The organism is Pantoea sp. CS_6, assembly GCF_041954745.1.
Lineage (GTDB): Bacteria > Pseudomonadota > Gammaproteobacteria > Enterobacterales > Enterobacteriaceae > Pantoea > Pantoea stewartii.
Map to the genome: position 1 here is coordinate 45,449 of NZ_JAVAYG010000001.1, position 25,929 is coordinate 71,377.

The window sequence follows — 25,929 nt, forward strand, 5'->3', positions numbered from 1 at the left end:
ATGAAACTGACTTTTTTCACGATGCGTTTCCCGGTTGCCTCTGAAACATTTGTTCTGAACCAGGTCACTCATTTTATTGATGCGGGCTATGACGTTGAGATCATCTCGGTATTTCCGGGGGATCTGGTCAACCGGCATGGCGCGTTTGATGAGTACGGCCTGGCAGCAAAAACGCACTACCTGCTGCCAGAAGAAAAAGTGTCGCTGACGGACAAGCTGGGACAACGCCTGAAACTGGTTTTGCCTAAAATCACCCGGGCATCCTTATTACGTTCGCTTAACGTGCGCCGCTATGGCGCACAGTCAAGCAAACTGCTGCTTCCCGCCATTGTCGCCAATGCGCGTCAGACCTATGAAGCGGATGTGTTCCTGGTGCACTTCGGCTATGCCGGTGCGCTGGCAAATAAACTTCGCGAACTGGGTATTCTGAAGGGCAAACAGGCCACCGTTTTCCACGGCGCGGATATTTCGCGTCGTCACATTCTTGACGAGCACAAGCAGGATTACCGCAACCTGTTTCAGCAGAGCGAGCTGATGCTACCGATCAGCCATCTGTGGCAAAACAAGTTGATCGAAATGGGCTGCCCGCCCGAAAAGATTCACGTGACCCGTATGGGCATTGAGCCAGAGAAATTCAACTTCCAGCCGCGCGACGGTTTTCACACGCCGCTGCGTATCGTGTCTGTCGCCCGCCTGACTGAGAAGAAAGGCCTGGATGTCGCGGTCAAAGCCAGCGCCATGCTTAAGCAGCGCGGCGGTCAGTTCCAGTACACGATTATTGGTAACGGCGATCAGGACAAGATGATGCGTGACTTCATTGCGAACGAATCGATGCAGGATTGCGTCACCATGCCAGGTTTTAAACCGCAGGAGGAAATTCGTAAGGCGCTGAGTGATGCCGATATCTTCCTGCTGCCGTCAAAAACCGCCGCCGATGGCGACATGGAAGGTATTCCTGTCGCGCTGATGGAGGCGATGGCGGTCGGGTTGCCGGTGGTCTCCACCTTCCACAGCGGTATTCCTGAACTTATCGAAAACAACGTTTCCGGCTGGCTGGTCAAAGAAGATGACGCTGACGCGCTGGCCGACACCTTACTGAAACTGTCCCAGGGCGAGGTAGACGTTGCCCCCGTTGTTGCGGCCGCCAGACAGAAAGTGGAAACCGAGTTTAATCAGCATATCGCCTACCGCGAGCTGGCACAGATTCTGGAGCAAATGGTTTGAGTGGAATAAAGTCACAGGCGATTTGGTTGTTTGGCAGTACCTGTTTTTCAGCCGTACTGCAGGTCGCGCAACTGAGTTTTCTCGCCCGTAAACTCGAAACCCATGAACTGGGGCTGCTGGCCATTATCAACGCCATTCTGGCGGTGGCGGGTGTCCTGCAGGACATGGGAATGAGCAGCTATCTGGTACACCGCCAGGACATCACGCGCCGCGAGCAGAGCACGATCTATTGGGTTAACGTCGGTATTAGTTTCTGTACCGGCCTGGTTATGCTGGGCATTGCTTTCCCGGTTGCCTGGTTCTATCACCTTCCGGCGTTAACCGGACTGATTATGCTGACCAGTCTCAACTTCCTGGTGCTCGGTCATCTGTCTCAGTATCAGGCGCACTATATCAAAACCAAACGCATGGTTTCGCTGGCGAAAATTGAGATGGGCACGAAGCTGTTCGCCTTTCTGTGTGTTGTCGCCATGCTGGAGTTTACGTCGCTCACCGTCGCGGCAGCGATTCTGGGCCTGTTTATCAATGCGTTCACCCGTATTTTGTGCATGATTGCGCTTGGAGAGAAGTCCTGGCGGCCTACGCTGGAGTTCGACAAACAGACCTTTTTTAACGCGGTACGCTACGGAATTTACCAGCTCGGTTCGCAAACCATTAACCAGTTACGCACCCAGGCCGATGCGCTGGTGGTGGGGAAAGTGATGGGCGCTGACATGCTCGGTGTTTACTCACTGGCGAAAGAGCTGGTGTTGCAACCGCTCAAGCTGGTGTCGCCCGTGATTAACCGCCTGGCGCTGCCGCGCTTTGCAGAGAAGCAGCACGATCCGGAGCAGTTGAAGAAACTGTTCCTCAAGGGCACGCTGGTGATTATGTTGTTCAGTAGCGCGATGTATCTGGCTATTGGTATTTTGTCACCCGTCATTGTTCGCGTGCTGTATGGTGCCTCACATGAGCAGGTTTACCATCTCATTCCGTTGATGCTGCTGTTTGGCATGCTGCGCCCGATGGGCGGTCTGACTGGTGCTATTTCCCAGGCTAACGGTCGCACCAACGTGGAGTTCTACTGGAACATCGTCGCGAGTCTGGTGGTGGTGGCGGTACTGGCCACGACCTTTATCTGGCCGAACGTCCTCTATGTCGCGCTGACGCTGTCGATTTCGCAGGTGTTAATTTCCGCCCTGGCGCATCCGTTCTTTATTAAACCGGTCATTGGCATTCGTTTTATACCCTATGCCCGACAGTGGGTGTCGGTCTCCGTGCTGTTTGCGGGACTGATGCTGCTGGTCAATCACTTCAACCTTTTCGTGATGCCGGAATGGTTTGAACAGTGGCTGTAAGTGTCATTATCACGGGCGACTTCGGGTCGCCCGAGTCGTTTTATGGCTGGCCTTAAAAAAGGCAAAGGGCGTTGCATTCAGACCGCCAGAGACTCGCTTGTCTGCGGGATTGCACTTTATTTCTAAACGGCGAAAACCCAGGGAAAATCCCGAATTTGTAAGATTTCACAGCGAGTTAGTGTGGGCTTTTCAGATAAAGATTATACTTCCTTTTCCGGTCCATCCGGCATAATTGACGCATGTCTTCACTTCATTAGATGGAATAAATATGACCAAGCTTAAAGCAGTAATCCCGGTTGCGGGTCTCGGCATGCATATGCTTCCGGCGACCAAAGCCATTCCGAAAGAGATGCTGCCTGTTGTGGACAAGCCAATGATTCAGTACATCGTTGACGAGTGCGTAGCTGCAGGTATTAAAGAGATTGTGCTGGTCACCCATGCGTCCAAAAATGCGGTGGAAAACCACTTCGATACAACGTACGAACTTGAAGCGTTGCTTGAAGCGCGCGTGAAGCGCCAGCTGTTGAGTGAAGTACAGTCAATTTGTCCGCCAGGCGTGACCATCATGAACGTACGTCAGGCGCAGCCACTGGGTCTGGGACACTCCATCCTCTGTGCCCGCCCGATGATCGGCGATAACCCGTTCGTTGTCGTCCTGCCTGATGTCCTGCTGGACGATTCTACCGCTGACCATTTACGTTATAATCTGGCGGCCATGGTGGCGCGTTTTGAAGAGACCGGTCACAGCCAGGTTCTGGCGAAGCATCTGACCGATTATGACCTGTCAGAATACTCGGTGATCACGACGGAACAACCGCTGGAAAACCCGGGCGACGTCAGCACCATCAGTAACTTCGTTGAGAAACCAGAGCATCCGGCTGAGTTAAACTCAGACCTGGCGGCGGTAGGGCGCTACGTCCTCTCTGCCGATATCTGGCCAGAACTGGAACGTACCGAACCGGGCGCATGGGGACGTATTCAGTTAACGGATGCGATTGCCAGCCTGAGCAAGAAAAAAACGGTCGATGTGTCCCTGATGACCGGTCACAGCTTTGACTGTGGACGCAAGTTGGGTTACATGCAGGCGTTTGTCTCGTACGGTTTACGAAACAATGCGCAGGGCCGTGATTTCCGCGAAGCAATCAAGCATATTCTGGCGAAGTAATCACTGTATAATTCGCCGCGGTTAACGCGGCAGAAAGGGAGAAGTTGAGATGGCAATTTTGGTTACAGGCGGCGCGGGTTACATCGGCTCTCATACCGTACTGGCGCTGCTGGAGCGCGGTGACGACGTCGTCGTCCTGGATAATCTGTGCAATGCCTCGCGTGAGGCGATTAACCGTGTTGAGAAACTCGCCGGCAAGAAAGCCACCTTTATTGAAGGTGATGTCCTTGACCGCGCCTGCCTGCGCGACCTGTTTGCCTCTCACCGTATTTCTGCCGTGATTCACTTCGCCGCACTTAAAGCGGTGGGTGAATCCACGCGTATGCCGCTGGAATATTACGAAAATAACGTTGCCGGTACCGTTGTTCTGCTGGAAGAGATGCGTAACGCCGGCGTCTGGAACTTCATTTTCAGTTCCTCTGCCACCGTTTACGGCGCTAACGCGCCGGTACCTTACGTTGAAACTACCCCGATTGGGGGGACGACCAGCCCGTACGGCACCTCCAAGCTGATGGTCGAATTCATTATCCGTGATTTTGCCAAAGCCGAGCCGAAGTTCAAAACTATTGCGCTTCGCTACTTCAATCCGGTTGGCGCGCATGAATCGGGTGAGATCGGTGAAGATCCGTCAGGCATTCCAAACAACCTGCTGCCCTACATTGCCCAGGTCGCTATCGGTCGTCTGGATAAGCTCGGTGTGTTTGGCGGTGACTATGATACGCCAGACGGCACCTGTCTGCGTGACTACATTCATGTCGTTGACCTGGCGGAAGGCCACCTTAAAGCGCTGGATCATCTGGACAAAATTGAAGGTTATAAAGCCTACAACCTGGGTGGTGGCAAAGGCTTCTCCGTACTGGAGATGATCAAAGCCTTCGAAAAAGCCTCGGGCAAACCGATTCCGTATGAAATCAAACCACGTCGCGATGGCGATCTGCCGGCGTTCTGGGCGGATGCGTCGCTGGCGAACCGTGAACTAGACTGGCGCGTGACGCGGGGAATTGACGCGATGATGCGCGATACGTGGAACTGGCAGTCGAAGAACCCGGAAGGGTTTCGTTAATATTACTCATTAGCATTTGTAAAATCCCATATCGTTCGATGCTAACAAGCAGCCGGACGTATGGGTTGTTCTGTACTGTCTTTAAACCATTTACATCATTGTAAGCACTCACCCGTTAAAAAAAGGACATAGTTATTTTTTGTCCATAAATCAAAAATCTAGGGCGCTTTCAACCCCTTCCGCTTGCCACTGAAAACAAAATTTGTTGATTAAATGGTCAGATTTCAGATGCCAAATCTTGTGTGATCAGAAAATTGTTAAAAAGTGGCGCTTTAAACCTTGTCTCAAAGCCAGGATAGTACGAGAATCGTAAGGTTTTTTATCGATTCAGCCAGGTTCTCGAAAATAATAACCGGGCAAGACAACGCCATTTTGTAATGCAGTCTATGCTTAACGATGGCTAAAACTATGTTCACGCAAGTGGTAGCGATAGCCAGGGGCGGTAGCGTGGTTAAAATATGACAACTCAGCAGTGGTGCATACATGCAAGAGATCGTTTGTGTTTTTCTAAGTGCATTCGCGTTGCTATTCATTGCGCGCAAGGTCGCTCGCAAAGTCGGACTGGTCGATAAGCCTAACGACAGAAAGCAGCATAAAGGACACATTCCCTTAGTTGGCGGCGTTTCGGTCTACTTATCACTATGGATTTTATACATCATGCAGCCTGGTTGGCTGCCTGATTTCACCATATATATGTTCTGTGCCACCGTACTCTTAACTGTAGGTGTGATGGATGATCGTTTCGATCTGCCTGTTATGCCTCGCATCATGATCCAGGCTTTAATGGCGTGCATCATGATGTGGAACGGGTACTATCTCTACTCCCTTGGCAATGTTTTGTTCGGTTTTCAGCTTGTGCTGGGGATGTTTGGCTATGCGTTTACGCTCTTTGCCGTCATCGGGGCAATTAATGCCTTCAACATGGTCGATGGCATTGATGGTCTGTTAGGCGCATTATCATGCGTAACGTTTGGGGCTTTGGGGATTATTTTTGAACTTGGGGGTAATCCAAAGCTCGCGTTATGGTGCACCTGCCTGATGGCGGCCTGCCTGCCTTATATTTTACTGAATCTTGGTATTCCATGGGGTAAGAAATTTAAGGTCTTCATGGGCGATGCAGGAAGCACGTTAATTGGCTTTACAGTAATTTGGCTGCTTATGATAGCAACTCAGGGAACTGAAGCGGTAATGCGGCCTGTTACCGCTCTCTGGTTGATAGCGGTTCCTTTGATGGATATGGTAAGAGTGATGAGTTCACGTATCAGACGTGGTTGCAGTCCTTTCAGGCCAGACAGAGAACACCTTCACCATCTATTGATGAGAGGTGGACTGACCGGACGCGGTACTCTCGCCGTCATGGTTTGCTGTGCGGCTATGCTCGCAATGATTGGGATTGTAATGGATAGCATTGGCATGGGTGATTGTTGGCAACTACTGGCATTCATTGGTCTGTTCTTCTCCTTTAATGCAGCCATCAACAAGTCAGCAAGATTTCATAGAATAAACCCAATTAATCTCTCAAATCAGAACGAAAATGAAGCATTAGCAGATAAATTCTGAACTTACATTTATTTTGGCTAAGATGCGGCACTTTCGCTGTAGCGAAGACTAAATTTAACACACAAAGTAAATTGCATTCTGAGCCAATTAATTAGAGATTGGCTCAATATGTTGAACTTGAAATAATATTCTGGATAGCAATCGTGAAAATTTTAGTGACTGGTGGTGCAGGTTTTATTGGATCCGCGGTAGTTCGTCATATAATTAAGAATACGCAAGATAGCGTTGTAAACGTTGACGCACTGACCTATGCAGGTAATCTTGAGTCACTCAAAGATGTTGAGAACAGTGAACGTTACAGTTTTGAACATGCAAATATCTGTAATTCAAGCCAAATGGCTTCTGTGCTGGAACGCCATCAGCCCGATGCAATTATGCACCTCGCTGCAGAAAGTCATGTCGACCGTTCAATATCTGGACCCGCAGCATTTATAGAAACTAATATTGTAGGGACATACACTTTACTGGAAGCAGCACGTCAATACTGGCTCAAGCTTGATGAATCGAAGAAAAACGCTTTTCGCTTTCACCATATCTCAACGGATGAAGTCTATGGTGACTTACCTCATCCCGACGAAGTACCAGAATCTCAACCACTTCCCTTGTTTACAGAAAAAACATCGTATGCACCAAGCAGCCCTTACTCTGCATCGAAAGCATCCAGCGATCATCTGGTAAGAGCATGGACACGCACCTACGGTTTACCTTCCCTTGTCACCAATTGTTCTAATAATTACGGTCCTTATCATTTTCCAGAAAAACTTATCCCTCTCGTCATACTTAATGCGCTTGAAGGTAAATCATTACCTGTTTATGGCAAAGGCGACCAGATTCGTGACTGGCTGTATGTTGAAGATCATGCGAGAGCGCTCTATACAGTTGTGACATCTGGACAAATAGGTGAGACATACAATATTGGCGGTCATAACGAAAAGAAAAATCTCGATGTTGTATTCACAATTTGCGATTTATTAGATGAACTCGTGCCCAAAGATGTGTCTTACCGTGAGCAAATCATCTATGTAAAAGACAGGCCTGGACACGATCGCCGCTACGCTATTGATGCGAGCAAAATTGGAAACGATCTAGGTTGGAAACCTCAGGAAACCTTCGAAAGTGGTATCCGTAAAACAGTAACGTGGTACTTACACAATACTGAATGGGTTAACAATGTGAAAAGTGGTGCATACAAAAGCTGGATAGAAGATAACTACGGAGAGCGTCAGTAATGGATATCCTGCTTTTAGGTAAATCAGGGCAGGTGGGCTGGGAACTACAAAGAGCACTTGCGCCACTAGGTAATGTTGTTGCGCTTGACAGGCATTCGCAAGCGTATTGTGGTGATTTAAGTCAACCTGATGCTATCGAGCAAACTATCAGACAGCTCAAGCCGCACATCATAGTTAATGCTGCGGCTTACACGGCAGTCGATAAAGCAGAATCTGACAGTGAACAAGCGTACTTATTAAATGCTGACTGCGTTGAAGTTATTGCAAAAGAAGCTGAAAACATCAACGCATGGGTTGTGCATTACTCAACAGATTATGTTTTTTCGGGCCAGGGCGAAACGCCGTGGCGCGAAAATGATATCACGGAGCCTGTTAATATTTACGGTGCAAGTAAACTGGCGGGTGAAAAAGCGATTCAGATGCACAGCACCAGATATCTGATTTTTCGCACAAGTTGGGTCTATGCAGCAAAAGGAAGTAATTTTGCTAAAACAATGCTGAAGCTTGCAAAAAACAAAAAAGAGCTGTCCATCATCAACGATCAGTTTGGCGCACCTACAGGTGCGGAGTTACTGGCCGACTGTACAGCTCATGCACTTCGTGTTGCCGTTTCCCAACCCGAGGTTTGCGGTATATATCACCTGGTAGCGAGCGGTATCACCACGTGGTTTGATTATGCATCATTAGTATTTTCCGAAGCGCGTAACAACGGTGCCGTGCTTGAACTAGAAAGCGTTAAAGCGGTTCCAACTAGTGCTTATCCGACGCCAGCTCCCCGGCCAAATAATTCACGACTAGATAATACTAAATTTCAGCAGACATTTAAGCTGAATTTGCCTGAATGGGAAATTGGTGTTAAGCGTACGCTGAATGAACTATTAAGTTAAAAATTTGATAATCCGCTAATGCCTGAGATCAGGCATTTTGTGCTTAAAGAGAAAAATATATGGAAAAGCGTAAAGGCATAATTCTTGCGGGTGGATCTGGAACCCGACTCTACCCTGTAACAATGGCTGTCAGTAAACAGCTACTGCCAATTTATGACAAGCCTATGATCTACTATCCGCTTTCTACGCTTATGCTGGCCGGGATTCGAGACATTTTAATTATAAGTACGCCTCAAGATACACCGCGTTTTCAGCAATTACTTGGTGATGGAAGTCAGTGGGGCATCAATTTAGAATATAAGGTTCAGCCTTCTCCTGATGGATTAGCACAAGCATTTATTATTGGCGAAAGCTTTATTGGAAACAGCAACGTCGCATTAGTATTAGGTGACAATATATTTTACGGCCATGATTTGCCAAAGCTTATGGAAGCTGCCATTGAAAAAGAAAATGGTGCGACTGTTTTTGCCTATCATGTAAATGATCCAGAACGATACGGCGTTGTTGAATTTGATAAGCAAGGCACGGCAATAAGCCTGGAAGAAAAACCTGATACACCTAAAAGCAACTACGCGGTCACAGGTTTATACTTTTATGACAACGATGTCGTCGAAATGGCTAAGAATCTTAAACCTTCTACTCGTGGTGAACTCGAAATCACCGATATTAATCGTCTCTACCTTGAACAGGGACGCCTGTCTGTAGCCATGATGGGGCGAGGTTATGCGTGGCTCGATACAGGAACGCATCAGAGTATGATCGAGGCAAGCAATTTTATCGCGACAATAGAAGAGCGACAGGGGCTGAAAGTATCTTGTCCTGAAGAAATCGCTTTCCGTAAAGGGTTTATATCAGCTGAAAAAGTTGAGACATTGGCTAAACCACTTTTAAAAAATGCGTATGGGCAATACTTGATGAAAATGTTGAAAGGCTATTAAGCATGAAAGTGATTGAAACTGAAATTCCAGAAGTGCTTATCTTTGAACCACAAGTTTTTGGAGATGAGCGCGGGTTCTTTATGGAGAGCTTTAATCAGAAAAAATTTGATGAAGCGGTTGGGAAAAAGATTGAGTTTGTTCAAGACAACCACTCTAAGTCTGCTAAAAACGTACTTAGAGGATTGCATTATCAAATTCCACCCTACTCTCAAGGAAAGTTAGTCCGTTGTGTTACGGGCGAAGTCTATGACGTAGCCGTCGACATACGTGAGAATTCCTCATACTATGGGAAGTGGGTAGGTGTGCATTTATCGGCTGAAAACAAGCGTCAGTTATGGATTCCTGAAGGGTTTGCACACGGGTTTTTAGTTTTGAGTGATTCTGCAGAGTTCTTATACAAAACGACAAATTATTATCATGCAGAAAGTGACAGAGGTCTGATGTGGAATGATCCTGACATCGGTATTCAATGGCCTTTAGTGAACTCACCTCTGCTGTCTGATAAAGACCGCAATCAACCTGGTTTCAACAAAGTGCCTTAAAAGCATACGAAATAAAACAAACTAATCAGCTGATAGTTTAGAAATGAATTGTCAGCTGGTTAAAAAAAACTCAACGCTAATATAAATAATTAATTTTACGCGCAATATGAGAAAGCAGTATGGGGCATTACAAGAAAATAGTTTTTGATAATTTCTTTCTGGCTGTCCAGTTTTTATTTGGTGGTTTAACAGTATTTTATGTGTCGCCAATGATTATTAAAATTATTGGTGTTTATGATTATGGAAAACTGGCGGTTTTTTTAAGCCTGGTTACATATATGTCAGTAATAATCCAGTATTCCTTTAATATGACTGGTCCAAAACTAATAGCGGAAAATAGTGATAAAAAAGAACATATCTTTAATGTAATTTTGTCAGCGAAAGGTGTTTTATTTTTGCTGATGACCTTGTTATTTTTTTTGTATTTTTTTATTAATCATGAAAAATACAGTCTGGTCTATCTTTTGTTTCTTATTATGCCATTTTCATGGGTTTTAAATAGCGCATGGTTTTTACAATATAATGGTAAGTTTTTAATCAGTAGTGTTTGCTCCATCTTAGGCTCTATAGCAACATTTATTTTTGCCTACTTTTTTTTGAAAAAAAGTGATGGCTATGCTGTAGCTATCATGTGTCTGGTTTTGTCGGCAGCAATTAATGGTTTATTAACTTTTATTTTTTCTGTCTGGAATATAGATAAAATAAGAATTTTAAAACCATTCGGTGTAATTAAGGATGGTCGCGATATTTTTATATCGCAGATGATTTCAGCACTGTACACAATGTCAGGTGTTTTAATTGTCTCGTTTTTTTACGGTTCGGCTCAGAGTGGTGTTTATGCCGCTATTGAAAGATTCATGAACCTTTTTATTTCATTAGGAATATTAACACATGTGGCGGCGTATCCTAAGTTGACTGTAATTTTTAATAAGGACTTTAAAAAATACAAGGGTACAGTCCTGTTCGTTGTAGGCGTTTATACATTATTCTCTCTTGGTATCTTATTAGGACTGTTTTTATTTGAGGCTCAAATAGAAAACTATATATTTGGTAGTCAATACGATGATGCATATAAAGTTTTGTACTCGGCAGCATTTTATATTTTTTTTGGTATTTATGGTCCAGTTATAACTGGCTATTTAAATCTTATTAATGAAAGTAGCAAAATAATTAAAATAAATATATCGATAACCATCATTTCCATGTTGTTAGGTGGTTTCTTATTGAGGTTTTTAGGCAGTGAAGGTTGGTTGCTGGGGCTTGGCTTGGCTCAAATTATCAATGTAATATATTTCATAAGAATATTTTTCCGGAGATCGTCATGTGTGGGATAGTTGGATTTATTGGTGAACACAAAAACAAAAACATTATTGCTAATATGCTGGCTACTATTAAACACAGGGGCCCTGACTCCGATGGTATTTGGCATGACGATTCCTGCAATTTATTTTTAGGTCACACTCGTTTATCAATTGTAGATTTAACCGCGTCCGGTCATCAACCGATGGTCAGTGATTGTGGCAACTACGTGTTAACCTTTAATGGCGAAATTTATAATCACATTGAACTTCGCAATAAATTGTCAAATACGCTGTCATTAAATTGGAGGGGGATGTCAGATACCGAAACTTTATTAAAGTGTATTATAGAGTGGGGTTTAGTTAAGACACTTGAAAACCTGACGGGGATGTATGCCTTTGCGCTATGGGATGTTCGTAAAAGGACGTTAAGTTTAGCACGGGATCGCTTGGGTGAAAAGCCACTATATTATGGATATTTGGGTGGGTCTTTTGTATTTTCATCAGAATTAAAAGCGATAAAAGAACATCCGGACTTCAGTGAAGAAATAGACTGGGATTCCGTTAACGGGTTTCTACACAAAAACTACATATCATCACCCAACTCAATATATAAAAATATTAAAAAATTAAAAGCTGCACACTATTTGCGTGTCACGTACGAAGATATTTTGTCAAAAGCTGATGTTCAGCCTGTTTGCTATTGGTCAGTCTCGTCTTCATTAACTGATAATAATAATTACGAAAAAAAAGACTACAATAAATCTTTAGAAGAATTAGACGTTATATTAACCAATACGATAGCGCTACAGTCTATTGCTGATGTAAAAGTGGGTGCTTTTTTATCAGGAGGTATTGATTCAAGTGCTGTTGTTGCGTTACTTAAAAAGAATAATCAAAACGTTACTACTTTTTCTATTGGAATGCCCGATAAAGAATTCGATGAATCGCAACATGCTATCGAAATCGCAAAATATCTCGGAACCACACATTTCAATTATAATATCACCCCAGATGAAGCTCTTAATATAATTGATAAAATCCCAAGGATTTGGGATGAACCTTTTGCGGACAGTTCTCAAATACCTACTTTTATGGTGAGCCAATTTGCACGGGAGCATGTGACAGTAGCTTTATCCGGAGATGGTGGCGATGAATTATTCATGGGTTACAATCAGTATCCTCTGTTAAAAAAATTATGGGAAACAAATGCATTATCGGTGCTACCTGTAGCCAAAGTTTCAAACACCCTCAAAAGATTAAAAATAAAAGGTTTAAATTCCTATTTACAAAGAGCTGAAAACTTATCGCTGGCATGGAATTTTAAAGAGCCATATCAACTCAATGATTTCTGGATGGATAAATACAGAAATTCAGATTTTCCAATGTTAAATAATCCGCAACATTTCTCGGATCCTGCACCGAAATTTAAAGATGGAATAACATCAGTCTGCCTTCACGATTTGAATTATTACCTTCCAGATGATGTGTTAACGAAAGTGGACAGAGCATCCATGGCTGTTAGCCTCGAAACGCGCGCGCCATTTCTTGACCATAAAGTTGTTGAGTTTGCATACCACTTACCAACACAGTACAAAATAGATCATAAAGTACAGAAAAAAATTCTTAAAGATATGCTCTACAAATATGTGGACAGGACGTTGATTGATAGACCTAAGCAAGGATTTTCGCTGCCAATGAAACGTTGGCTGAGAGTCGAATTAAAAGACTGGGCTTACGATAGATTAAAATCATTACCGTCGGACAAGTTTAATGGCAGTGCTATAGAAAAAATATGGTACGAGCATCAAAATGGACTCAAAGATAATAGCGAAAAAATCTGGGGCCTTTGTAATTTAGCTAATTTCCTGGTAAAAAAATGAATAAGATTGCCGTTTACACTTGTGTTACTGGTGGATACGATAAAATTAAAAAGCCAGCTGTTATTAACAGTAACATTGACTATTTATGCTTTAGTGATACCAATATTGATGTGCCTTATCCTTGGAAATTAATTCAAGTTCATGAAGAAGCAAAATTCTCAGGACTTGATAAGAAAACCATCAATCGTAAGGTTAAAATTACACCACATATTTTTCATTATTTTGATAATTACGAGTTAACAATTTATATTGACGGCAATATAGAAATCTTAAGTGATTTGTCAATGTTAGTGGAGACAGTGACAAGTCAAGATGAAAAAATATTCATGTACGAACATTTTGCTCGTAATTGTTTATATGAAGAAGCCATTGAATGCTTATTGATCGGCCATGACTGGCAATGGAATATTTACAGACAGATGAGAAAATATAAACAGTCTGGATTTCCTTCTCATTATGGTCTTTATGAGTGTTCTATCATTATTAGAAAAAAAGACACATCCATCAATATGTTAATGGATGATTGGTACAAAGAATATTTGAGTGGGGTAAAGCGCGATCAATTATCCTTAATGTATGTGGCCTGGACCAACATGTTCAGAATTAAGAGTTTGGGCAAAAGTGATGCGAGGTTCCTTAAAAAGGATTTTAATTTGGTACCTCATAAAGCCTCTAATTCGAGTTTAAAAAGGCGCATTAAAGCAAAACTAAACAAATGTATGCATTCTTTAGCAGGTGGATTTTAAATGTATAATAAAAAATTTGGCATCATCATAGTCTTTTATCACCCTGAAATAGAAAATGTAGAGACTGCTCGCAGGCTAAGTGAAAAATATGATGTTGTCATTGCTGATAACAGTGAAAAGCCACAAAACTATACATTGCCCTCTGCAACAGTTATCAATTTGAATGGAAATCAAGGAATAGCAACAGCATTAAACAAGGGCCTTACCTATTTAATAGAAAAAAATTATGAGTTTGCATTTTTGTTAGACCAAGATAGTGAACCCGAAGATGATTTAATAGTATCTTTAATAGAATATATTGAAAGTACTGATGAGAAAACCTGTCTGGTATCTCCTTCATATTTTGATAATGCAATCAATAAAAATGCTGAGTTTATTGTCTGTGAAAAAGACAGAATTGTCAGGCAACCCGCAGTAGGCAATGAGCCTATTCAGGCTTCATATGTAATAACGTCTGGCTCAATGATTAGGCTTTCAACTGTCCAACATATCGGTTTTATGCTTGATAAACTGTTTATCGATTTTGTGGATATTGAATGGTGCCTGCGTGCAAGGCATGCAGGGTATCAGATAGTAGGATTACCCTGGTTAAAAATGAGTCATGAGATTGGTGGTAAGCCGGTTAAGGTTCTGAATCGGACGTATGTCAATCATTCACCCATTCGACATTATTATTATTTCCGAAACGTTTTTCATCTATTAAGAATGAAACATATTCATTCTCAATGGAAGAAAATGGAAATTATCAAACTGGCTCCGAGGTTCTTGGTATATGCTTTTTTCACTGAAAAACCTCTTCAACATACCTCTCATATGTTGAAAGGTATTTGGGATGGAATATGCGGTAGGTCCGGTAAAAAAAGATGACTACAGATAATAAAAAAATAATATTAATTTTATATTTCCTTCTTGCTATCGCTGTATTTATCTTTTTTGACTTTACAGATTCACCTGATTTCCAATCCTATCTTAATTGGTATGAATCTTCGATAAACCTGTCATATCTTGACACTTGGGTCTTGTTGAAAGATCCGGGCTTTTATTTCCTATCAAATTTTTCTTATTTTTTAAGCTTAGGAGTCTTGGGTGTAATATTTATTTTGTTTACTATTTCTATTAGTACAAAAATGCTTGTTGCTTATAGATTTCTCAATGCAGAAATGTTTTTTTGGTTTGGTGTGTTATATCTATCCAGATTATTTATAATTCATGACTTAATACAATATCGTGCTGGTGCGGCCATTGGTCTGGGCTTTTGATCTTTCTTTTTCTATTTAAATTCATACAGGTTGCGAGCCGGTATGTTTTTTTTAATCGCTGCTTCAATTCATCTTTCGGCGATACTAATATTGGTGGTGATTCCACTTCATTCGTTTTTGAGAAAAAGACAAAGCGCTAATCTTTTCAATTTTATTGTTATCACATTTATACTATCCTTTTGCGTGGTTCTCATCGATCCTTACAGGCTGTTCATGGGACTAATGGCAAAAATTCCTTTTTTGCAAGAAAGGATTGCACCCTATGTAGATGGTTCATATCAAACATCAGCTATCCCTTTATTTAACACGTATGTTTTAATCAAAATTTCAATTTTTATATTTTTTCTGCGTTGGATTTATCTGAATCAAGATAAAGAGCTTGTTAGAAATAATTATTTGCTTTTTTTGTCATTTTTTATATCTTTTTTTAGCCTGGTGCTGGGTTGGTTTTTTAGAGGAAATGATTCTTTAGCAATAAGGTTATCTGATTTTTATTGTATATATGATATTCTGTTTTTTGTGCTCGTGCTAAATGTTTTTGCTGAGTCCAGTAAGCCTTTATATCGGTTATATATTTTGATAAGTGCAGCTATCTTTTTATATTCATCTGCAAAATTAATTCTTCATTAAATGGCCATTTTATGAGTGTTTTTATTTCTGTAGTTTCACATAATCATGCTGACATGATTATGAAGACAGTTTTCTTTCGGGATCTCGCAGCAAATTATAATGTTGTTTTAAAAAATAATACTGCTAAAGATAGTAAAGTGTTAAATGATTTTTGTAAAATCAACAAAATACATCTTATAGATAGAGATTATGGGCTTGGGTTTGGAAGTAATAACAATGTCAACTTTAAATATTGTGTTGACGTTCTCGGTATGCAAGACGATGACATATTTATTCTTATCAACCCCGATGTTTCCATAAATACTAAAAGCATAGAAGATTTAATAGCGTTAATTGGTAAATATGATTCTGACGTTGCAGGGATCTCTCTTTTTAAAGACGAAAGTTTTCAAAATAGAGATTTATCAATACGTAAATATCCTACTTTTATATCATTCTTTTCATCATTAGTTGGTGTTAAAAGAGAATGTTATTTTGCCAGTTTTTCTGCTAATGAAGAGGCGGTGGATATGGAGTGGGTCGCAGGCTCTTTCATGGCATTTAAATCATCTTCTTACAGAAAAGTGCAGGGTTTTAATGAAAATTATTTTATGTACTGCGAAGATATTGATATCTGTTACAGAGCAAAATCACAAGGGATGAAACTCTTGTATTTCCCTCAAATAAAGGCTTTGCATATGGCTCAGCATAACAACCGTAAAATTTTTAGTAAGCATTTTTTATGGCATCTGACCAGTGCGTTGAGGTTTATACTAAGCAAGCATGTCAAATCTTACGTAAATTCTTCTATAAAATAAAACGTGCTTTTGACTGTTTTTTCTATCAATTTTTAAGCGTTCGCTCTTTTTTTTACTAAGATGTATCCTTTAGGGTATAATTTTAACCATATTTTAATCGCGCCTGGCGCGAAGAGCACAGAAGGAGTCAAAAATGTCTAAGCAACAAATCGGCGTTGTAGGTATGGCGGTAATGGGCCGTAATTTGGCACTTAACATTGAGAGCCGCGGTTATACTGTTTCAGTTTTTAATCGTTCACGTGAAAAAACGGATGAAGTGATTGCTGAGAACCCTGGCAAGAAGCTGGCTCCATTTTATTCTGTTGAAGATTTCGTCGATTCCCTTGAGAAACCACGTCGCATCTTGTTAATGGTGCAGGCTGGCGAAGCTACCGATAAGACTATCGCTTCACTGACACCGCATCTTGATAAAGGCGATATTTTGATCGATGGCGGTAATACTTTTTATAAGGATACTATCCGTCGCAATAAAGAACTTTCCGATCAAGGTTTCAATTTCATTGGTACAGGTGTATCGGGTGGTGAAGAAGGCGCGCTTAAAGGCCCCTCAATTATGCCTGGCGGTCAAAAAGAAGCCTATGAGCTTGTTGCACCTATTTTAAATAAAATCGCTGCCCGCGCTGAAGATGGCGAAGCATGTGTAACCTATATAGGTTCTGATGGTGCAGGCCATTACGTTAAAATGGTTCATAATGGCATTGAATATGGTGATATGCAGTTAATCGCAGAAGCCTACTCTTTGTTAAAAGGTGCACTGAACTTAACAAATGAAGAGTTAGCCGACACCTTTACGGAATGGAATAATGGTGAGTTAAGTAGCTATCTTATAGATATTACTAAAGATATATTCACCAAAAAAGATGAAGATGGTAATTATTTAGTTGATGTCATTTTAGATGAAGCAGCTAATAAGGGGACGGGAAAGTGGACGAGCCAGAGTTCTCTTGACCTCGGTGAGCCGTTATCATTAATCACAGAATCTGTATTTGCTCGCTACCTTTCTTCTCTTAAATCTCAACGTGTCGCGGCTTCTAAAGTTTTAAGTGGGCCAGTAGCCAAAAAATTCACCGGAGATAAAGCCGAATTTATTGAAAAAGTTCGTCAAGCTTTGTATTTGGGCAAAATTGTTTCTTATGCACAAGGCTTCTCTCAACTAAAGGCTGCATCAGATCAATATAACTGGGATCTGCAGTATGGCGAGATTGCCAAAATTTTCCGTGCAGGTTGTATTATCCGTGCTCAATTCCTTCAGAAAATTACTGATGCTTATTCCGCGGATGTAAATATTGCTAATTTACTTTTAGCGCCTTACTTCAAAAAAATTGCTGATGAATATCAGCAAGCACTCCGTGATGTTGTTGCTTTTGCCGTTCAGAACGGAATCCCGACACCAACCTTCTCGTCAGCAGTTGCGTATTATGACAGCTACCGCTCAGCAGTTCTGCCTGCTAATTTAATTCAGGCACAACGCGACTTCTTTGGTGCGCATACTTATAAACGAATTGATAAAGAAGGCGTTTATCACACTGAATGGCTTGAGTAAATAATATATGAAAGCCTCTTATTCATGAGAGGCTTTTTGTATGCTTACACTCTTGAGTGTTAACCAATAATTGTAGGTAATTCAACTTAATTAATGAATTTATTATGAATAAAAATGATGAAAATGATAATTTCTCATCCCAAAATGGTTTTTTTGTGAAAGCCAGGGCTGACGAATCTGGAATTGATCTAATTGATTTGATTATACAGCTTTGGCGTGGAAAAGTTGTTATTTTTACAGCGATTATTATTTCTATCTTTATTAGTTTGATTTATCTTCACGTTGTAAAAGAAAAATGGGTTTCTACTTCAGTAGTAACCCTTCCTGCAGCTGGGCAAGTAGCAAATTATAATGCTGCTTTAAGTATAGTTTATGCTGATTCCCCACAGGATAAACCTTCACTTACGGGACTTCAAAACCAATTATTCAACCGCTTTACTGCTTCTATGAGTGCTTTATCAGCAGCTCTTAATAATCTTGAAACGCCACTCTCACTGACATTAAGTCCAGTTAAAGGGAGCGACGATGCCATAAGCATTTCATTTGTAGGACATACTGCAAAAGAAGCTCAAATGCAACTAACGCAATATATATCTCAGATTAATAATGAAGTCGTTAAAGATTATGGCGATGATATCAAAAGAAATTTAAGTGTAAAAACACGTGAGCTTACTAATACTCTGGATACATATACTCAAGTAGCATTGAACCAGAAACAGCATCGGCTTGATGTTATCAAGCAGGCTTTAAAAATTGCTGATGCGTCTAATGTAGGTAAGTTACAAGTAAATCAGGCAGAGTTTCTGTCAGATGATACTTTATATTTATTAGGCAGTGATGCTCTTAATGCTATGGTTAAGAATGAAAATTCAAAACCTCTTGATTTTAGTAAAGAATATTATGAAGCACAACGGGCTTTGCTTGCAGTGACTCATCTTAAAATCGAAGTTGAGAACTTACAATCTTATCGTTATATTTCTCAGCCAGACCTGCCATTTAAACGCATGAGTCCTAAGAAGGGCTCTACTTTAATTCTTGCTTTTTTAATTGGTGCTTTATTAGGTTCAGTTATTGTTATCGGCCGCAACGCTCTTCTTAGCTATCGTCATCGGGAACGATAAAAAATAAGGCTGGTCTAAATTTTAGATCAGCCTTTTTTATTACTTTGCTCTCAATCAATTTTCGATGTGAAATTGATTCAATTTTAGCAATAATTTATTAGAAAATATAATAGCATCTAATTTATCCGGGTTTAAACCAACAACTCCCCACTCCTCACCGCCTTATCGCCCGCCAGCCTTAACACCAGCATGCCTGCCGTCGCAAATCTGGTCCAGTGCCGCGCGTATAGCACGCCTCCAAATTCTGCGACCAGCGGCGTGATGTGGTCGGTGACAGGATCAACAATCTCCGCAACCACTTCACCTGGACGGATTCGCGCGCCCAGCGGTTTGCGATACAGGATCAGGCCCGATACCGGTGAGTGAACATATTCACAACCCGCCAGCGGCGTCGGGGGATTTTTAAGCGGCGGCATTAAAGCCGACGTGCCTTCGGTGTGACGCTGCTTGATAATATTGCCTTCTTCGGCAGCCTGCGCTACACCAGGCGCACCCAGTCCGGTGCCGCTCTCATCCACACCGACCACATCTTCGCCGCCGCTCACCACCGACACCAGCTCATCACCGCCAATCACCGGCGCAGCGACTTCAACGGACACGGACGTATCGGCCGCAGAGATATAGCCGGACTCCTGCAACGCGTTAATGATCGCATTTGCGTCCTGCTCAGCCTGTTCAGGCGAGACATCACGTACGCCACGTAGCTCCAGCGTTACCGGTAGCAGGCCGCGCGGCATCGGGAATGTTTCACCAAATTTTTCAGCCAGCGTTAGCCAAGGTTCACAGCAGGCTTCGTCAAAGGGCTCCCCCCCCGATATCTGTGCCAGTAGCTGCACTTCACTGCCCAGCCAGCGTGCTAAGGGTTCGATATCCGGCCATGCATGTGGCGTGGTGTAAAGGTGTGGAACCGCCTCCCAGTCACAATGCAAATCAATCATCAGATCGGCCTGACTGGCCATGCGCATCAGCGTATAACGCTGGGCTTCCAGTTCAGTTTTCGCGATTGTGTCACGGTAGTAACGGTCAATCGCATCACGAATCAGCTGCCGATTCTGACTCTCATTCTGGGTCAGCGTCTCGGCCAGTTCTCCCGCCAGAAGTGCACCCAGAGACGGGAATTTGCGGTTAAAATCCTGGCCGGACTGTGCGTGGAAGCGTCCCAGATGCGTACCGTGCCAGTGTTGACTCAGGGCCAGCGGATTGGATACCGGTATCAGGGAGAAAAAAGCTTTGAGTCGTCCGGCAGATTCCAGCGCCTGTAAACGCTGTTTAAGATACCAGGCCACCGCCATCCCCGGGATCTCGTCGCCATGTAAGGAAGCCTGAATATAGACCTGGCGACTGTGATCATCGCCAAAATGAAAACTGATAATTTCACGCTGGGTGCCGAGAGAGGCGCTTAACAAAGGGTGATGTTGTTGGTACATACCGTGTTAATGTCCTTTTGTCGGTTCAGGAGCGGACAAATGCCGCCCATAAAGTCATTGAGTATAGTCATGCAGGCGGAGGAGGGGGAAAAAGCCTGCACTGACGTTACGGTTGAATGGAAATATCCGTGGCGAAATATTTCTTTTGCAGTTTGTCAAAGGTGCCATTTTTCTTAATGGCAGCGAAGGCATCATCCAGCGCAGTTTTCAGTTCGGTATCGCCTTTACGCAGGCCAATCGCCGTGCCCGGTCCGATGATCGGGTCTTTCACAATCGGCCCGGCCAGTTCAAAGGCGCTGCCCTGAGGTTGTTTGAGAAAACCGTTTGCTGCCTGAGCCGCATCGGTAAAGACCGCATCAAGGCGCCCGGCCACCAGATCACTTTCAACCTGCGCCTGATCGCCATAGGGCACGACCGTCACGCCAAAAGGTTGCCATTTTGCCCGGGCATAACGCTCCTGCACGGTGCCTTGTTCTACGCCCACAGTTTTGCCTTTCAGCGATTCCGGGGTGGGCAACAGGCCCGACCCCTTCCGCGCGATAAGCTGGGTGTGCGTATCGTACAGCGGCACGGTAAAGTCGATTTGCTTCAGGCGCTCTTCGGTGATGCCCATATCAGACAGAATGGCGTCGAATTTACGCGCTTTAAGCGCCGGGATCATCCCGTCGAACTGGCTCTCCACCCAGACACATTTGGCCTGCATCTGCGCGCACAGCGCGTTACCTAAATCGATATCAAAGCCGACCAGCTTCCCCTGCGGCGTTTTGGATTCAAAAGGGGGATAGGTGGGATCAACAGCGAAGCGAACCTGCTCAATTTTCGCCTGGGCGCCAAACGTGCAGCCAGCCAGGAGGGCCAGCGCTAACGCTTTGTGTAAACGGGTTTTCAGAGAAGTGATTGCCATCGTTTTCGGTCTTCTGTTGTCGTAATAGTGTATTACGCAGAGTACCTTTCACCCGGGATGATGGCAATTAGAGGATGATTTTCACAATGTTAGCCTGGCAAAGGCCACGGTAATCCTGGGTATTCAGTACGACAGACTGGTCGAGTACGCCGGCGTTAAAGGCAATCTCGTCATAGCGCTCAAACAGCAGCGGGTCGACCACCACAGTTAAATCAGGATGAAAGCTGAACGGGGGAATCGCACCAAATACGCAGCCGGTTAGTACATCGACCTCTGCGGGCGAGGCAAGGGATGCCCGGCGTCCGCCTACGGCTGAGGCGACTTTACTGAGATCGGCCTGCTGATCCGCAGGCAGTACCGCCAGAACATGTTGTTTAACGCCATTGCCTTTCACATGACACACCAGCGCCTTTGCGCCCTGTCCGACTTCCGTGCCGCGAATTTTGGCAACAGCTTCACATTTGCCGGTTGCCTCATGCTGCATCAGGCGGTAACGCGCACGATGCTGGTCGAGCAGAGCAATAAGTTTTTCATGCGTAGTCACGAAAAAATCCTTACAGGTCAAACGGACGGGAAAGGCTGCTCAGCAAACCGTCGAGCAGCCGTAATGCAGTCTGTCACTTATGACGGGCGCGCAGGTTATTGATGATGGTGCTGAGATCCAGATCCTGATCCTGCAGCAGTACCAGCAGGTGATAGATCAGATCGGAGGCTTCGTTCGTCAGTTCCTCACGATCGTTCACCGTGGCAGCCAGCGCGGTTTCCACGCCTTCTTCACCGACCTTCTGCGCAATACGTTTGGTGCCGCTGGCATAGAGTCTGGCGGTGTAAGAGCTTTCCGGGTCGGCCTGCTTACGAGACGCCAGCAGTTGTTCCAACTGATAGAGGAACGTCCAGTCAGGCGCAGCAGGAGAGAAGCAGCTGGAGGTGCCCAGATGGCAGGTGGGGCCAATCGGGTTGGCCAGCACCAGCAACGTGTCGTTGTCGCAGTCAGGTGTGATGCTTACGACCTGTAGAAAGTGTCCTGAGGTCTCGCCTTTGGTCCACAGACGGTTTTTGGTGCGTGAAAAGAACGTCACGTTGCCATCCTGCAGCGTTTTTTCCAGCGCCGCCTGATTCATATAACCGTGCATCAGAACTTCACCAGAAACAGAGTGCTGGACGATGACCGGCATCATGCCTTGGGTTTTTTCCCAGTCTAACCGGGCCAGTTGTTGTTCAGTTAACACGCACGAATCTCCACACCGTTGTCGATCAGAAAGCGTTTCAGCTCGCCGATATTAATAATTTGTTTGTGAAACACCGACGCCGCCAGCGCGCCATCGACATTGGCCTGCTCAAAGGCTTCAAGGAAGTGCGCCATGGTACCCGCACCGCCAGAGGCAATCAGCGGTACCTTGCAGACATCACGTACCTTCTTCAACTGCACCAGGTCATAACCGTTGCGCACGCCGTCCTGGTTCATCATGTTGAGGACAATCTCGCCTGCGCCCCGTTTCTGCACTTCCTGCACCCAGTCCAGTGTTTCCCACTGGGTCACGCGGGTACGGGATTCGTCGCCGGTATACTGATTAACATGGTACTTCCCGCTGGTGTCATCAAACCAGGTATCAATACCGACCACGATGCACTGGACGCCAAAGCGGTCGGCCAGGCGGGTGATCAATGAAGGATCGGCCAGCGCAGGGGAGTTAATGGAAATTTTGTCCGCACCAAACTCCAGAATCCGCGCGGCATCTTCCGGGGTTTTGATGCCACCTGCCACGCAGAACGGAATGTCGATGACTTCGGCAACGCGCGCAACCCAGCTTTTATCCACTACGCGGTCGTCCGATGAAGCGGTGATATCATAAAACACCAGCTCGTCCGCACCTTCTTGCGCATAGCGCTGCGCCAGCGGCACGATGTCGCCAATAATTTCGTGGTTACGAAACTGAACGCCTTTTACCACCTGACCGTCACGCACATCGAGACAAGGAATTATCCGTTTTGCCAGCATGCTATGGCCTCCGAAACTGTAAATTTGCCTTCCAGTAGCGCACGTCCGACGATCACGCCCTGAACACCGCTGCCGCGAAGGGCGGCAACGTCACTGAGTTCACCAATACCGCCTGAGGACTGAAACGCAATCTGCGGAAAGCGTGCGGTCACTTCTTTATACAGATCCACGTTCGACCCGCTGAGCGTACCATCACGGGAAATGTCGGTGCACAGAACATGCTTCAGCCCGACAGGCTGGAACTGTTCAATGACCTCTTCGAGCGTAACGCCCGCAGCTTCCTGCCAGCCGCTAATCGCCACCTCTTTGCGGTTGGTCGCATCAATACGGACGTCCAGCGCCAGCACAATCGCGTCCGGGCCAAACTCGGTAAACCAGGCTTTCACTTCCTCGGGCTGTTTGACGGCGGTCGACCCTACCACCACACGGCTGGCACCCGCGTCCAGTAACGCTTTAACGTCTTCCCGACTGCGAATGCCGCCGCCAACCTGGACCACCGCATCCACGCCGTTAAGCAGGCTTTTCAGTAAGGTAATCTGGCGTTTCGCCGGATCTTTAGCACCGGTTAAATCCACGAGGTGCAGTACCGTTGCGCCCTGGCGTGCGTAATCCTGTAAGCGGGGTAAGGGATCGCTGCCGTAATCGCGCTGACGGGCATAATCACCCTGATGCAGGCGCACAACCTTGCCATCAATTAAATCTAATGCGGGGATAATCATTACATCTCCAGGAAGTTTTTCAGCAACTGCGCGCCGACTTTGCCAGAGCGTTCCGGGTGGAACTGCACGCCAAAGAAGTTATCTTTCTGTACCGCGGCCGTGAACGCCTGACCATAGTGACACTGCGCAATGGTGCTGGCATTTACGGGCATCGCAAAGCTGTGTACGAAGTAGAAGTAGCTGCCTTCATCAATGCCGCGGAACAGATGATTACCGGCCTGAGCGGTGATCTGGTTCCAGCCCATGTGCGGTAACGGCAAACCCTGCGTGTCCATCAGTGACACGGGCTGGTCGATAATGCCCAGCGTGGGCACACCGCCATTCTCTTCGCTGTGGCTGCCCAGCAGCTGCATGCCCAGGCAAATACCCAGCACTGGCTGCGTACAGGCCTTGACCAGCTCAATCAGCTCACGCTCCTGCAGTTGGTTCATGGCCGCCTGCGCGGTGCCAACGCCGGGCAGAAACAGCTTATCGGCGCGCAGGACGACATCCGGATGGCGACTGACCTCTGGCGTATAGCCCAGACGTTCAACGGCCCACTTTACCGACGACAGGTTGGCACAGCCTGTATCCAGGATCACCACGTTCATTACAGCACTCCTTTAGAGCTCGGCAGGGTATTTCCCTCAACGCGAATCGCCTGACGTAAGGTCCGGCCAAAGGCTTTGAATAAACTTTCCACGCGGTGATGATCGTTTTTCCCTTTGGTTTTCAGGTGCAGGGTGCTCATCATGGCGTAGGACAGGGAACGGAAGAAGTGCTCGACCATCTCGGTGCTCAGATCGCCAACGCGCTGATAGCTGAATTCCGCTTTGAATTCGATATGTGGACGACCAGAGATATCCAGCGCACAGCGCGCCAGGCACTCATCCATCGGCAGCACAAAGCCAAAACGGCCAATGCCGCGCTTATCGCCCAACGCTTTCAGCAGCGCTTCGCCCAATGCCAGACCGGTATCTTCTACCGTGTGGTGATCGTCAATATACAGGTCACCGTTGACGTCGATGTTCATGCGGAAGCCGCCGTGCACGGCAATCTGGTCCAGCATATGATCAAAGAAGCCGACGCCAGTGTTGATCTTATTGCCGCCTTCGCGGTCCAGCCACAGTTCCACGCGGACCTGGGTTTCTTTGGTGTTGCGTTGGACCAGCGCGTAGCGGTCGCGCTGCGTCAGCTGCTGCTGAATCGCTTTCCAGTCCTGACCTTCTGCGCCATAGCGAATGCCCTGAATCCCCATATTTTCCGCCAGCTGAATATCGGTCTGGCGATCGCCAATCACATAGCTGTTGGCCGTATCAAGGGCGCCTTCAGCCAGCCAGGCCTCAACCATCTGGGTTTTCGGCTTGCGGCACGCGCAGTGGTCTTCAGGCTTATGGGGACAAATCAGCACATCGCTAAAGCGAATGCCCTGCGATGATAAAATCTGCATCATCAGCGTGTGTGGGCCATCGAAGTCCGCCTGTGGAAAACTGTCCGTGCCCAGACCGTCCTGATTGGTAATCATCACCAGCTGATAGCCTGCGTCCTGCAGCGCCAGCAGTGCAGGCACGACGTCCGGCTCAAACGCCAGCTTATCCATCCGATCCACCTGAAAGTCCTGCGGCGGTTCGGAGATAATCGTGCCATCGCGGTCAATAAAAAGGGTCTTCTGACTCATG

The 25,929-nt window shown here is 45.2% G+C and carries 24 protein-coding genes and 1 pseudogene; 17 read left to right on the forward strand and 8 right to left on the reverse strand.

Annotated elements, in window-relative coordinates; all coding sequences use genetic code 11:
* The 17 genes and pseudogenes from RAC90_RS00160 to wzzB all read left to right on the forward strand — a co-directional run bounded on the left by RAC90_RS00160 (position 1) and on the right by wzzB (position 19,222).
* Positions 1 to 1,224 carry a glycosyltransferase gene (locus RAC90_RS00160; protein ID WP_039338129.1) on the forward strand — a complete coding sequence of 408 codons (1,224 nt, stop codon included), beginning with the start codon at positions 1 to 3 and terminating at the stop codon, positions 1,222 to 1,224.
* A complete protein-coding gene (locus RAC90_RS00165; RefSeq protein ID WP_033740483.1) occupies positions 1,221 to 2,561 on the forward strand; it encodes a lipopolysaccharide biosynthesis protein in 1,341 nt (446 codons plus the stop codon). Before RAC90_RS00160 ends, RAC90_RS00165 begins: the two co-directional genes overlap by 4 nt.
* Positions 2,562 to 2,829: 268 nt before the next feature.
* Positions 2,830 to 3,726 carry a UTP--glucose-1-phosphate uridylyltransferase GalF gene (gene galF, locus RAC90_RS00170; protein ID WP_006119858.1) on the forward strand — a complete coding sequence of 299 codons (897 nt, stop codon included), beginning with the start codon at positions 2,830 to 2,832 and terminating at the stop codon, positions 3,724 to 3,726.
* A gap of 49 nt (positions 3,727 to 3,775) precedes the next feature.
* Positions 3,776 to 4,789, forward strand: a complete 1,014-nt coding sequence (gene galE / locus RAC90_RS00175) for a UDP-glucose 4-epimerase GalE (protein ID WP_033740479.1) — start codon at positions 3,776 to 3,778, stop codon at positions 4,787 to 4,789.
* 483 nt (positions 4,790 to 5,272) lie between these two features.
* Positions 5,273 to 6,349 carry a UDP-N-acetylglucosamine--undecaprenyl-phosphate N-acetylglucosaminephosphotransferase gene (gene wecA, locus RAC90_RS00180; RefSeq protein ID WP_375123797.1) on the forward strand — a complete coding sequence of 359 codons (1,077 nt, stop codon included), beginning with the start codon at positions 5,273 to 5,275 and terminating at the stop codon, positions 6,347 to 6,349.
* Between the two features lie 143 nt (positions 6,350 to 6,492).
* Positions 6,493 to 7,578, forward strand: coding sequence for a dTDP-glucose 4,6-dehydratase (gene rfbB, locus RAC90_RS00185; protein ID WP_054633479.1), 1,086 nt, complete (start codon positions 6,493 to 6,495; stop codon positions 7,576 to 7,578).
* Positions 7,578 to 8,465 carry a dTDP-4-dehydrorhamnose reductase gene (gene rfbD, locus RAC90_RS00190; protein ID WP_375123798.1) on the forward strand — a complete coding sequence of 296 codons (888 nt, stop codon included), beginning with the start codon at positions 7,578 to 7,580 and terminating at the stop codon, positions 8,463 to 8,465. Before rfbB ends, rfbD begins: the two co-directional genes overlap by 1 nt.
* Positions 8,466 to 8,524: 59 nt before the next feature.
* Positions 8,525 to 9,403: a glucose-1-phosphate thymidylyltransferase RfbA gene (gene rfbA, locus RAC90_RS00195; protein ID WP_054633481.1), complete on the forward strand. Its 879-nt coding sequence runs from the start codon at positions 8,525 to 8,527 to the stop codon at positions 9,401 to 9,403.
* 2 nt (positions 9,404 to 9,405) lie between these two features.
* A complete protein-coding gene (gene rfbC, locus RAC90_RS00200; protein ID WP_054633482.1) occupies positions 9,406 to 9,945 on the forward strand; it encodes a dTDP-4-dehydrorhamnose 3,5-epimerase in 540 nt (179 codons plus the stop codon).
* Between the two features lie 119 nt (positions 9,946 to 10,064).
* A complete protein-coding gene (locus tag RAC90_RS00205) occupies positions 10,065 to 11,279 on the forward strand; it encodes an oligosaccharide flippase family protein (RefSeq protein ID WP_375123799.1) in 1,215 nt (404 codons plus the stop codon).
* Entirely contained in the window at positions 11,267 to 13,126 is a 1,860-nt protein-coding gene (gene asnB, locus RAC90_RS00210) for an asparagine synthase (glutamine-hydrolyzing) (RefSeq protein ID WP_375123800.1), read from the forward strand. The genes RAC90_RS00205 and asnB overlap by 13 nt, the downstream gene beginning before the upstream one ends.
* Positions 13,123 to 13,872, forward strand: a complete 750-nt coding sequence (locus tag RAC90_RS00215; RefSeq protein WP_375123801.1) for a glycosyltransferase domain-containing protein — start codon at positions 13,123 to 13,125, stop codon at positions 13,870 to 13,872. The genes asnB and RAC90_RS00215 overlap by 4 nt, the downstream gene beginning before the upstream one ends.
* Positions 13,873 to 14,739: a glycosyltransferase family 2 protein gene (locus RAC90_RS00220; protein ID WP_375123802.1), complete on the forward strand. Its 867-nt coding sequence runs from the start codon at positions 13,873 to 13,875 to the stop codon at positions 14,737 to 14,739. It begins immediately after the preceding gene.
* A pseudogene (locus RAC90_RS00225) lies at positions 14,736 to 15,761 on the forward strand (EpsG family protein). The gene RAC90_RS00220 and the pseudogene RAC90_RS00225 overlap by 4 nt, the downstream one beginning before the upstream one ends.
* 11 nt (positions 15,762 to 15,772) lie before the next feature.
* Positions 15,773 to 16,558 (forward strand): galactosyltransferase-related protein, encoded by a 786-nt coding sequence (locus RAC90_RS00230; RefSeq protein ID WP_054633488.1) that lies wholly within the window; start codon positions 15,773 to 15,775, stop codon positions 16,556 to 16,558.
* A 133-nt stretch (positions 16,559 to 16,691) separates the two neighbouring features.
* Positions 16,692 to 18,101, forward strand: coding sequence for an NADP-dependent phosphogluconate dehydrogenase (gene gndA, locus RAC90_RS00235; RefSeq protein WP_054633489.1), 1,410 nt, complete (start codon positions 16,692 to 16,694; stop codon positions 18,099 to 18,101).
* A gap of 104 nt (positions 18,102 to 18,205) precedes the next feature.
* Positions 18,206 to 19,222 carry an LPS O-antigen chain length determinant protein WzzB gene (gene wzzB, locus RAC90_RS00240; RefSeq protein ID WP_375123803.1) on the forward strand — a complete coding sequence of 339 codons (1,017 nt, stop codon included), beginning with the start codon at positions 18,206 to 18,208 and terminating at the stop codon, positions 19,220 to 19,222.
* A 131-nt stretch (positions 19,223 to 19,353) separates the two neighbouring features.
* On the opposite strand, the gene RAC90_RS00245 is transcribed toward wzzB, so the two are convergent.
* The 8 genes from RAC90_RS00245 to hisB all read right to left on the reverse strand — a co-directional run bounded on the left by RAC90_RS00245 (position 19,354) and on the right by hisB (position 25,928).
* Entirely contained in the window at positions 19,354 to 20,649 is a 1,296-nt protein-coding gene (locus RAC90_RS00245; protein ID WP_375123804.1) for a succinylglutamate desuccinylase/aspartoacylase family protein, read from the reverse strand.
* Positions 20,650 to 20,755: 106 nt separating this feature from the next.
* Positions 20,756 to 21,553 carry an ABC transporter substrate-binding protein gene (locus RAC90_RS00250; protein WP_375123805.1) on the reverse strand — a complete coding sequence of 266 codons (798 nt, stop codon included), beginning with the start codon at positions 21,551 to 21,553 and terminating at the stop codon, positions 20,756 to 20,758.
* Positions 21,554 to 21,620: 67 nt separating this feature from the next.
* The gene (locus RAC90_RS00255) at positions 21,621 to 22,097 is read right to left on the reverse strand and encodes a YbaK/prolyl-tRNA synthetase associated domain-containing protein (RefSeq protein ID WP_205952045.1); all 477 of its coding nucleotides are present in this window, start codon (positions 22,095 to 22,097) and stop codon (positions 21,621 to 21,623) included.
* Between the two features lie 73 nt (positions 22,098 to 22,170).
* A complete protein-coding gene (hisIE, locus tag RAC90_RS00260; protein ID WP_006119834.1) occupies positions 22,171 to 22,782 on the reverse strand; it encodes a bifunctional phosphoribosyl-AMP cyclohydrolase/phosphoribosyl-ATP diphosphatase HisIE in 612 nt (203 codons plus the stop codon).
* The gene (gene hisF / locus RAC90_RS00265) at positions 22,776 to 23,552 is read right to left on the reverse strand and encodes an imidazole glycerol phosphate synthase subunit HisF (RefSeq protein ID WP_375123806.1); all 777 of its coding nucleotides are present in this window, start codon (positions 23,550 to 23,552) and stop codon (positions 22,776 to 22,778) included. The genes hisIE and hisF overlap by 7 nt, the downstream gene beginning before the upstream one ends.
* On the reverse strand, positions 23,534 to 24,271 hold the full coding sequence (hisA, locus tag RAC90_RS00270) for a 1-(5-phosphoribosyl)-5-[(5-phosphoribosylamino)methylideneamino]imidazole-4-carboxamide isomerase (protein ID WP_033740446.1): 738 nt from the start codon (positions 24,269 to 24,271) through the stop codon (positions 23,534 to 23,536). Before hisA ends, hisF begins: the two co-directional genes overlap by 19 nt.
* Positions 24,271 to 24,861, reverse strand: a complete 591-nt coding sequence (hisH, locus tag RAC90_RS00275; protein WP_006119831.1) for an imidazole glycerol phosphate synthase subunit HisH — start codon at positions 24,859 to 24,861, stop codon at positions 24,271 to 24,273. Before hisH ends, hisA begins: the two co-directional genes overlap by 1 nt.
* A complete protein-coding gene (gene hisB / locus RAC90_RS00280) occupies positions 24,861 to 25,928 on the reverse strand; it encodes a bifunctional histidinol-phosphatase/imidazoleglycerol-phosphate dehydratase HisB (RefSeq protein WP_375123807.1) in 1,068 nt (355 codons plus the stop codon). The genes hisH and hisB overlap by 1 nt, the downstream gene beginning before the upstream one ends.
* Between the last annotated feature and the right edge of the window lies 1 nt (position 25,929).